Source organism: Bailinhaonella thermotolerans (assembly GCF_003594875.1).
GTDB classification, from domain to species: domain Bacteria; phylum Actinomycetota; class Actinomycetes; order Streptosporangiales; family Streptosporangiaceae; genus Bailinhaonella; species Bailinhaonella thermotolerans.
The window spans coordinates 169,539-178,480 of record NZ_QZEY01000019.1 but is presented as its reverse complement, the minus strand read 5'-3'; the positions used below and the strand labels follow the sequence as shown (position 1 = coordinate 178,480).

At 71.1% G+C, this 8,942-nt stretch carries 11 protein-coding genes; 5 read left to right on the top strand and 6 right to left on the bottom strand.

Going from position 1 to position 8,942, the window contains the following annotated elements; all coding sequences use genetic code 11:
- Positions 1 to 67: 67 nt before the first annotated feature.
- Complete coding sequence (locus D5H75_RS33610) at positions 68 to 1,102, bottom strand: hypothetical protein (RefSeq protein ID WP_119930608.1); 1,035 nt, start codon at positions 1,100 to 1,102, stop codon at positions 68 to 70.
- A 699-nt stretch (positions 1,103 to 1,801) separates the two neighbouring features.
- Complete coding sequence (locus D5H75_RS33600; protein ID WP_277949994.1) at positions 1,802 to 2,191, bottom strand: DUF6461 domain-containing protein; 390 nt, start codon at positions 2,189 to 2,191, stop codon at positions 1,802 to 1,804.
- Here D5H75_RS33600 and D5H75_RS33595 point away from each other — a divergent pair.
- Both D5H75_RS33595 and D5H75_RS33590 read left to right on the top strand, forming a co-directional pair.
- Positions 2,108 to 2,323: a hypothetical protein gene (locus tag D5H75_RS33595; protein WP_147425370.1), complete on the top strand. Its 216-nt coding sequence runs from the start codon at positions 2,108 to 2,110 to the stop codon at positions 2,321 to 2,323. The two genes, D5H75_RS33600 and D5H75_RS33595, sit on opposite strands and share 84 nt — an antisense overlap.
- Before the next feature lie 166 nt (positions 2,324 to 2,489).
- On the top strand, positions 2,490 to 2,912 hold the full coding sequence (locus D5H75_RS33590; RefSeq protein ID WP_119930604.1) for a hypothetical protein: 423 nt from the start codon (positions 2,490 to 2,492) through the stop codon (positions 2,910 to 2,912).
- Positions 2,913 to 3,008: 96 nt separating this feature from the next.
- Here D5H75_RS33590 and D5H75_RS33585 read toward each other — a convergent pair whose 3' ends face one another.
- The gene (locus D5H75_RS33585) at positions 3,009 to 3,509 is read right to left on the bottom strand and encodes a hypothetical protein (protein WP_147425369.1); all 501 of its coding nucleotides are present in this window, start codon (positions 3,507 to 3,509) and stop codon (positions 3,009 to 3,011) included.
- Positions 3,510 to 3,727: 218 nt separating this feature from the next.
- On the opposite strand from D5H75_RS33585, the gene D5H75_RS33580 reads away from it, so the two are divergent.
- The 3 genes from D5H75_RS33580 (at position 3,728) to D5H75_RS33570 (ending at position 6,474) form a co-directional block, all read left to right on the top strand.
- Positions 3,728 to 4,132, top strand: a complete 405-nt coding sequence (locus D5H75_RS33580; protein ID WP_119930602.1) for a hypothetical protein — start codon at positions 3,728 to 3,730, stop codon at positions 4,130 to 4,132.
- Between the two features lie 262 nt (positions 4,133 to 4,394).
- Positions 4,395 to 4,736: a hypothetical protein gene (locus D5H75_RS33575; RefSeq protein WP_119930601.1), complete on the top strand. Its 342-nt coding sequence runs from the start codon at positions 4,395 to 4,397 to the stop codon at positions 4,734 to 4,736.
- A gap of 238 nt (positions 4,737 to 4,974) precedes the next feature.
- Positions 4,975 to 6,474: a hypothetical protein gene (locus tag D5H75_RS33570; protein WP_147425368.1), complete on the top strand. Its 1,500-nt coding sequence runs from the start codon at positions 4,975 to 4,977 to the stop codon at positions 6,472 to 6,474.
- A 157-nt stretch (positions 6,475 to 6,631) separates the two neighbouring features.
- Here the strand turns inward: D5H75_RS33570 and D5H75_RS33565 are convergent, their stop codons facing one another.
- The 3 genes from D5H75_RS33565 to D5H75_RS42205 all read right to left on the bottom strand — a co-directional run.
- Positions 6,632 to 6,964, bottom strand: a complete 333-nt coding sequence (locus tag D5H75_RS33565; protein WP_119930599.1) for a DUF6247 family protein — start codon at positions 6,962 to 6,964, stop codon at positions 6,632 to 6,634.
- Positions 6,965 to 8,066: 1,102 nt separating this feature from the next.
- Positions 8,067 to 8,618: a hypothetical protein gene (locus D5H75_RS33560; RefSeq protein WP_119930598.1), complete on the bottom strand. Its 552-nt coding sequence runs from the start codon at positions 8,616 to 8,618 to the stop codon at positions 8,067 to 8,069.
- A 101-nt stretch (positions 8,619 to 8,719) separates the two neighbouring features.
- A partial coding sequence (locus D5H75_RS42205; protein WP_206781976.1) for a NucA/NucB deoxyribonuclease domain-containing protein occupies positions 8,720 to 8,942 on the bottom strand: 223 nt, incomplete at its 5' end.

Below are 8,942 nucleotides of genomic sequence, written 5' to 3'. Positions count from 1 at the left end.
AAGGCGCAGCTGGTTCTCTTCAGGAAAAGTGTTCATGCGCGTTGCTCGACCTCCTAGCTTGTTGTCGTCAAGAGCGCCGGGGGCAAGAAGTTGTGTCACAGCGACTCCTTGAGGTGCGGCAGTCGGCGATGCTGTTGGAGCCGGTGCGTAGCCACTCCGAGTGGATCTGCCCGTCCTTGAACTGGTCGGAGCAGACGAACGTGTCCGCGACCCGCGTCGCGTCGCCGGTCACCGGCTCGCTCGCCGTCATGGTGACTGGGTAGGTGACCGACGGGTCGGCGAAGAATTTCTCGTCCGGCTGGATCACCAGGGTACGGCCGGCGGTGCCGTCTTCGATGATGGTCGTGGTAGTGCCGACACGGCCGGAGCCTTGGGCGGCCTTGGCGTCGAGCATGTCGATGCGCAGGGGCGCGCCTGCGGGTTTGCCGCCGGCCATCAGTTGCGGTGTGCCGTCCTTGGCGCGGCCGGTGGTGACGCCCTTGGGCAGGGTGAGCGGCAGCCGCACGGTCGGCACGGTGCCGGGCTTGCGGCGGAAGACGACCTTCTGCAGGAAGCCGTCGGGCAGGGCCTGCACGACCAGGTCCACGCCGGGCGCGACCGCGTCGGTGTAGATGGCGGTGCTCTTGTGAAGTGTCGGCTTGGGCAGGTCCTTGGTCCAGCCGAAGCCCGCCGAGCCGGACTCGTTCTTGGCCGTGACGAGGTCCCGGGACCGCCCGGGTGAGATCTCCAGCGGGATCTTCGCCTGCTTCGGGACGAGGACGCCGTCCTTCTCCGCCAGCGTGGTGTCGATAGGCGTCCAGGAGTCCCTGTTCTTACCGGTCCGGACCCGGACGGGGGTGGTGCCGATGTCGGCGGTGAGGGTCTTGCCGTCGGGTTCGGCCCACACCGTGGAGGTTTCGGTGTGCCGGGACGGGACCTCGACGCGTTTGCCCGTTTTCCTGGCCTGAGCCCACGCGTCGAGGGTCGCCTTGTCCTGCGAGGGCGGCGACGTCGGCTTCGCGGGGGTCGCGGGCTGCATCGGCTTGACCGGTGCCGACGGGTCGGCCACGGCCTGAGTGGGTACGGCGGCGATGCCCGCAAGCAGGGCCGCGGTGAGGGTCACGACGGCAGCAGACCGGATCGGCCGTCCGCGGCGTCGTGGCGATGGGGGAGGCGGCAGGGTCCGTCTCTCCCCGGGTTGTGGGGACACATGTCTCCGTTCGGGCATGCGAAAGCCCACCTGTCCCGGGGTGGGAAGGCGGGCCTCACGCGATCTTGAACGGCAAGCTATCAGTAAGGTTTCTGTAAAGAAAGCGTCAATTCGATCACGTGGCGAGCAAGAGCGTTATATAGGCCCTCGGGCGTGTTTCTGTCTCTATCGCAGGCATTGTGAGCATCAGGAAGAATCTCGTTGCCGCTTCCTCGCGCGCTACGGGGGCCGCCGTACCTTTCCCGGCTCCCCCGGGGCCCTGCGGTCAGACCGTGCCCCCACCGGCGGCAGCCCGCCGCCGGTCGGCCCATCCGGGTATCCCCGCCCTCGACGCGCCGGGCACCACAGGCGGAGGCGACTGGCTCCGCCTGGTGCAGGGGTCTGATTCAGGTACCTTGCCCCACACGGCGCTGAACTGGGGGGTCAGCCCGTACCGGTCGAGCAGGGCGTGCAGGTACATGTCGTCGTCCATGGTCTCCTCGATCTGGTGTGCCGGCCGGCCGGGTCTGCCCGTGCTGGCTGCGGGCGCCCCGGAGGCCAGGGTGCGGTCTGAATCTCCCCCCGGGGCGGGGCGCAATTGGGGCGCGGTCGGCTTCGCTTGGGCCTGCGCCGTCACGCCCAGGCAGGGCGGGCGCTGCCGGGGCTGCCGTAGTAGCGGGCGATGGGGGCCCGGTAGGGCAACTCGCCGTTGACGTGGCCGGGTTCGAGCCGCACCCCGGTGCGCCGCTCCGCCAGTGCGAACGCGGCGTTGACCGCGTGGTCGTAGCGGTCCGCGCCGTCCTCGCCATCGTCGTCCTGGTCGTCCTCACCGATCAGGCCGAGGTCGGCGAGGTCCCGCCGCAGAGCGTCCGGGTCGGTGCTGTCGTCCCACCCCGGGTACAGGGGGTCCAGGCGGGCGACCACCTGCCCGTCCTCAGTGTGGAGGCAGCGCGGGCGGCGCAGGACACGGTGATCGGCGCGGAAGCGGCCGCCCGCGCGCTCGGCGGACCTGCGGGGCGGCACCTGTCCGAGCAGGCCTGGCACGCGTTCGTCCAGGCCCTGCAGACCACCGGCTTCCTGGCGGCGGTGATCGCGGTGATCGCGGGCGTGGTCGTGGCCGGCTGGCTCCCCGCCCACGAGGAGGACCACCCCTGAGCGGCACCCGCCGCCCCCCGCCGGACCCCAGGGGCGGCCCCGCAGCGCGCAGGGCCGCCCTTTAGCCCTTTCGGTCGCCTGGCCTGGTTGGGCCTGGTCCGTCTCCGCGCACGGTGAGCGGCGCCCGCGCCCCGCCCCGGGCGCGGCCCCAGCGGAAAGGAAGCCCATGACCGAACAGGACCTCACCGCCCTGGAACGCCTGGCCGGACGGGAGACCCGCATCTACCAGCAGGCCCGCGACCGCCTGGCCGTACTCGCCCTCAAGTGGATCGCCCTCACCCTGCGCGGCCACCACCCGAAGGCGGCGGCGTTCGAGGCTGTCTGGGCCGAGCAGGACAGCGTCCAGGAGACCGCCTATCTGACCTGGTCCACCGCCTACGACGAGTCCGGCGCGGCCGTGGACGTCGGCGAGGACCTCGCCGAGGAGTTCGGCGGCTGGCTGTCCTTCCTCACCTACGAGGCCCGCTACGCCTGGAAGGCCCCGGCCGGTCTCCACGTGGACGCCTACGTGGAGCGGCGCGAGGCCTTCCGCTTCCCCCTCCAGGACTGCCTCGACCTGCCCCTGCCCACCCCCATCGCCGGCGGCTGAACCGGAACGGGCGACGCCCCGCCGAAGACCGGCGGGGCGTCACTGTTGATGGAGCAGGGGTGGGCGCGCGGCATCGCTACCGCGGGTGTGATCTGGTCACGCCGGCGCCAGCGTGAGGCGCCGGGCCAGCAGCGCGTCGGCGTACATGTCGAGCATGTCGAGGGTGTGGCCGCCGCAGTCGTCCCGCCACCACGCGGCCGGGTCCCCGGTCTGTCCGCCGAGGAACGCCATGAGGCCTTCGATCACGCTCACCGTGTGGGTGGCCACGCGGACGCCGTACATCGCGGACCAGGCACGCTCGACGTCGGCCAGATCCGCCGCCCCGTTGATGTCGAGGAAGCGGCCGTCAGGAGTGCGGACGCCGACGTGGTACCGCCACGTGCACCCCGGCGGAGCGTGGTGCGGGTAGAGAATGGTCAGCGGCCACCCGGTCCGCTCCTGCAGGGCGCAGGCGAGCAGGCGGCAGCTGTGCCTGGTGAACAGCTCCACCGCGTGCTCATCGACCTCGGGCGGCCGCAGGCGCAGCTCGGTGAGCCTCAGCCGGCCGGTGGGGCTGCCGAGACGGATCGTGACGGTCGCTCCGGGCGGGATCGACACGGACATCACCTCGGACTCGTGTTCTGGTTTGATGCGCTGGCCGCGTGGCCAGGCCTGCCGCCCGGGTACCGTCGGCGCGCCGTCACGTGCTCGAACGCCGCTTGCCGGGCTGCCGGTGATCACAGGCCGAGGAGACGCGGCGCCGTTCCTTCTGCTGCGCCGGCCGGGACGGTAGGCGGCCGAAGGAGACCGGCACATGCCGAGCCGGGTGAACACACATGCGGAAGATGACGTTCGGGCTGGTGATCTCAGCGGTGACCGCCTGCGCGGCCCTGTCTCTGACCGGGTGCGGCCAGGAGCAGGTCAAGGAGGTGGCCCGCGGCGTCGACCAGGGCGTCAACGCCGGCCGGGGCACGGCCTGCGCCACGGTCCTGCGGCTGCGCAAGGAGCTGATGGACCCCGGGCTGAGCGCGGACCGGCTGCCCGCCATCAAGGCCGAGTTCGCCGAGGCGGCCGGCCAGACCAGCGACGCCGAGCTGAAGAAGGCCCTCAACGACGCCGCGGCGGCCATCGGCGCCCTCAAGCCGGCCGGCGCCGAGCCGGTGACCGTGGTGACGCAGGCCGCGAGCCTGCAGGACGCGCTGGGACGCGTCAGCTCGCGCTGCGCGGCCATCACCGGCTGACCCGAACCCACCAACCCACCCGCGGACCCCGGGCACCGCGCCCCGGGGTCCGCGACCCATGCGCGGGCGACCCGGCACGCAAGCCCAGGAACCCCGGCCCGGCCGCCCGTACGGCGGGAGTCGGCGGGCCCGGCCGCTGGGAGTCCGCGGGCCCGGCCGGCGTGCGGGCGTTGCGGGGGAGGCCGGCGCCAGGACGATCCTCACCCCCGAGGCCGGCTCGCCGGCACCGGGCCGAAACGACCGCGACCAGGAAGGAATCCCTGTGGCCACCACATCGAACCCCGCCACGACCGCGCACCGCCCGCGCGCGACCGACGCGGAGATCACCTCGCTGCGAGACCTGCTGGAGACACTCGAGCGGGAGGAACGGTTCAGCGTGGCCGACGCCGTCCGGATCGCGACCATGACCCCGAAGGTGCTCGGCCGCCTGGAGGAGATGACCGACAGGTACGACGCAGTCACCGCCGGCCTGCACGAGATCGTGACCGCCGTGGGCCGCATCCGGCTCCTGATCCGGCGCGCCCGGCAGGAGAACCGGCCGATCCAGCCGGCCGAGCTGGAGGCCATCCTCGACCCGGCGCCGCCGAACGGAGCGGCCGCCTAGACACCCCTCCGCGCCGCGTCGCCGGCGTGGCTTGTCACCCCGACCCCAGGCCTGGCGCGCCTGGGGTCGCTCGTCTTCCCAGGCCGCCCCCTGAGCGGGCACGCGTGCGCGGCGAAACGGTCGCGCCCGGATCTTTGCGTGGGGCGAGGCGGCTCCGGCGCTTGTCCGGCGGCCGGGCGCGAGCACGGTCGGCCGAGAACGGAAGCGCGTAAGCGCCCCATCGTCCAAAGGAGACAAGGTGAGAAAGCCACTGCTCGTGGGCGGGCTCATCACGGCGGCCCTGCTCGCGGCCGGCTTCTGGGAGGCCTACTACCTGACCAACATCGTGTGGGTGGTGCGCAAGGCCGGGGTCATCTGGATCCCCGTCCTGCTCATCCTCGCGGCGCTGTTCGTCGTGGCCCTCCTGCTCGGCCCCTCCGGGAGCGCCAAGAAGTCCGGGCGCGACAGGCACGACTCCAGGACCGGCTCGCGCGCCGTGGGCTGGCTCGCCCTCACCGGGCTCGCCGGCGGCCTGGCGACCATCGCCTGGTGGTTCGCCTACGGCTACCTGCAGGACCGGGACTACCTGTCCTCGGTCACGGTGACCACGGCACCCGCGCCGCAGTTCGGCGAGCGAGCGCCGTACACCGTCGCGCGGGCACAGGTGCGCGCCAACCTCGGCGACGCCACCGGCAACGTGGCCGACACCAGCTACGACCCGGTCAGCGACCGGTACACCACGCTGCTGGAGCGACGCGGAGCCTTCACCGGCTACGAGTCGGTCGCCACGCTGAAGGTGCCCGTCATCGGGGCCGCCAACGGCTCGTCCCGGTGCGCCTTCTCCCGCACCGCCGACGCGCGCGTCGGCGGGTGGCTCGGCCACAACCTGGGCCGCAAGATCGCCCAGGAGCGCAGGTGGGTGTCCTTCGACGACAAGGACGTCTACGCCTACTGCGACAGCGGCAACGTCCCCAAGGTCGTGGTCCCGCTCAAGAAGCTGCAGGGCTTCTTCGTCGTCACCGAGCGGCCCGCCGGGGTGGCGATCTACGACGGCAAGACCGGCGAGATCACCTTCAGCGACGGCGCGGGCCTGCCCGGCCCGGCCTACCCGATGAGCCTGGCGGCCTCGCAGCGCGAGTCCACCCACGCCATGTCCGGCTACTGGGACTGGCTGTGGCAGCGCGGCGGCTGGGAGACCGACGACAGCCGCGTCAACGCCGAGAACAACACCGAGTTCGGGCTCGCGTCCGGAGGCAAGGGGCTCTACAGCACCTCGCTGACGCCGCGTGGCTCGGCCACGGCCATCACGGCCATCTCGGTCATCCCCGCGCACGGCTCGGGCGGGAAGCTCGCCCCGCTGACGGTCCACCGGCTGGCCAAGCCGTGGAAGTCGCCCGACGCCATCGCGCAGAACATCCGCAGCTCCTACGGTGACCTGCAGCAGTGGGCCACCCGCGGGTTCGAGGTGTTCGAGGTGACCCCCACCTCGGGCGAGACGTTCCTGGCGACCATCGGCCACGGCCAGGTCACCAAGTACGTCGTCCGCGGCAGCGGATCCCTCGCCGGCGCCGAGCCGCACTGCCTGTACGAGGCCGCGGCCAAGCGGGGATGCGGCCGGGTGGAGTCGGCCACCGAGCCGGCGCCGACCACCCCCGGCGACGGGAAGATCCCGGCCGACATCCGCAACCTCAAGGACGAGGAACTGCTGGAACTGCAGCGCAGACTCCAGCAGGAGATCGCCAACCGCCTGCGGCGGTAGTCACCACAACCCGGGGCCGGCACGCCATCACGTGCCGGCCCCACCCATGCCCTCCACCCTCCGCGCGCAGGCCCCCGGCATGTCCGCGCCCGGGGACTCCGCCGCGCAAGATCCCCCGCACCCTGGTGCCCCCGCCGTACGACGGAGCGCGCCACGTCTAGGCATCGACTCCACGAGCAGCGAGGATCTCCCGCCACACCCTGCCCCGCGCGATCGGCTCGCCGGTCTGCGCCTGCTGGACGCGGACGTGCATCTGCCGACGCCCTCCGGGATCCTCGAGACTGTCGCACGCGGAGATCCACCAGCGGTGGACGAAACTGTCCAACCCCGCCAGATCCAGACTCACCCGCACCTCGTCGAGCACGGCCTTCAGCCCCGCGTCGAAAGCCTCTCGATCTTCAGGGACGACCAGCGCCGCACGGATGGCTCGCAGGTCTTTCTCGGGCAGCGGCGCGTCAGCGGAGGTGAAGTCCTGCGGTCGCATGGTCATGCCCAGCTCCCTTCCCTGCGCCCTACGACACTACGAAGAACGAGCGCCCCTTGCACCCACATGCGACAAGCCGGCCCTGCCCCGATCTGACGAAGCTGGGAGGCCATTTCCCGCGCATCTTTCAACATGCGGAGAGCGGGGAGCGGTAACAGCCGACTCTCGCCTCGGAGGAGGGTGCCTGCCCGTACCCGAAGGGGGAGCCACCGGCCAGCTCTGCCTCCGGCACTGAGCTATGCACCCCCAAGCGGCACTGCTGTGGGCGTAGGCAAGTGGAACACCTACTTCGGCAGGGCGTGGACCGACACCATCCAGATCAACAGCCTCACCGCCAGGCCGGAGGCGCACGCCGGGTCAGAGATCACCCACATGCAGACCCAGGTGAACATGGCCGCGGGCTCCCTGGGGTACCGGACGGCGGCGGGGGTGATCGGCCGGCACGTCGGCGGCTTGGTGGAGGGCGCCCGTATTCGGCGTCGTGGATCACGCAGCCGCGCAGCGTCCTGGTCAAAGCGCCCACCGCCGCCGCAACCACCGAGACGCCCAGGCGGAGCGGCCGTGGTGGGGGCCGGTGGACCACGGAGGCGTCCCGGCTGGCCCGGCTCGCTGGGCGCGACCTCGGCCCGGCCATCACCACCGCGGCCGGGGTGTCGCGGCGGGCCGCACCGCCACGCTCGGCGGCGACGCGGTGCCGGATGGCCGGCTGGTGACGGTGGTGAGACCTGCGGCGGTTCGGCGGCGCTGACGGCGGGATGTTCCTGCGGCCGCGCGAGGCGTTCGTCCCGACGGGGCGGGTGCTGACGCTGGTGATGGACGCGGCCACGGGTGATCCGCTGGACGCGTACCTGCCAGAGCGGCCGCCCGCCCTGGCAGGGCTAGGCTGGGTGGAGAGCCGCGCCCTGTCTTGACCGGCTGTCTGTCGTCGCTGGCCCGCGCCTCGGGTCGAGACGCGGGCCGGAGTCGGGCGGCGGGGCGTATCTTCGGTGAGCGTGACGTTCTCCGGGACTGCTGGAGCCGGTTAACGACACGCGACCCGGGGCCGGGGCCCGCTGTCTCACCCGCACCTCAGCGGGTTGGGGTCGCGCCGCCACATCGGGTGAGCACGTCAGTGGCTGGGGGAGAGCTCGCCGAGTACGCCCGGCGAAGCGAGCCATTCACGGTCGAGGAAGCGGCCAGTGATCCGCCCCATGACGCACAACTGCTGCTCCAGTTCCTCGTCCAGGGACAACCCCGGGTCATCTTCCAGGTCCGCCCAGTACTGGCTGTACTCCTCGTGGGAGAAGATCTCCCCGAGGTTGTTCCCGTCGATGGAATAGCCGATGGGGATGATCTCCTCCTCCAGGTGGGTGATGTCGAAGACGCGGTGACCGCCGACGCTGAGCTCCGTCGCATCGGGCATGTGCCCGCCGGTGAGGTGCAGGATGAGGGACCAGTCAGGGGTGAGCGAGCTGATCCAGACCGTACGCGACAGCGACCCGGGGTCATGGGACTTCAGAGCGGTCTTGAACCCACAGACCACCCGGGTGTCCTCGGCGATGTGCAGCCGCCGGGCCACCTCGCCGAGATCCCCGATGTCGACCCACAGGGCGGTGAAGTAGGCAACGAGCCCGGCCTCCGCCAGAAGACGTTGCTGGTTGTCCGCAGGAAACACGTTCATTCAGGTTGTCCCTCTTCTACTTGATTGGCCGCCTGGTATGCCCGGAGGCGGGAATTCGCAACACGATCCATCTTGTTGTACCGATCTTTTTTTGGCCGCATTTAGTCTTCGATGAACACCCAGAAGGCATTGCCTGTCCCGACGCGGTAATCTCTGTAGAACGCTCCGAGTCTATTTCCATGAGTAACGTTTTGATTGCCATTCACCGCCTTGAGGGAGTAGTGTCCCTTGGCGAAACTAGCTCCCTGAAGGGTCGAGGCAAACGGATATTCGTCGCAGTGGACGTTTCTGTTCATAGGCAGCTTGTCCGGCCTCCACGCGGGG

Bases quoted from the DNA above. Each gene is read 5' to 3' on its own strand.
- D5H75_RS33590 (WP_119930604.1), top strand. From the start codon at position 2,490: ATGACCGAACAGGACCTCACCGCCCTGGAACGCCTGGCCGGACGGGAG.
- D5H75_RS33580 (WP_119930602.1), top strand. From the start codon at position 3,728: ATGCGGAAGATGACGTTCGGGCTGGTGATCTCAGCGGTGACCGCCTGC.
- D5H75_RS33565 (WP_119930599.1), bottom strand. From the start codon at position 6,964: ATGACCATGCGACCGCAGGACTTCACCTCCGCTGACGCGCCGCTGCCC.
- D5H75_RS33560 (WP_119930598.1), bottom strand. From the start codon at position 8,618: ATGAACGTGTTTCCTGCGGACAACCAGCAACGTCTTCTGGCGGAGGCC.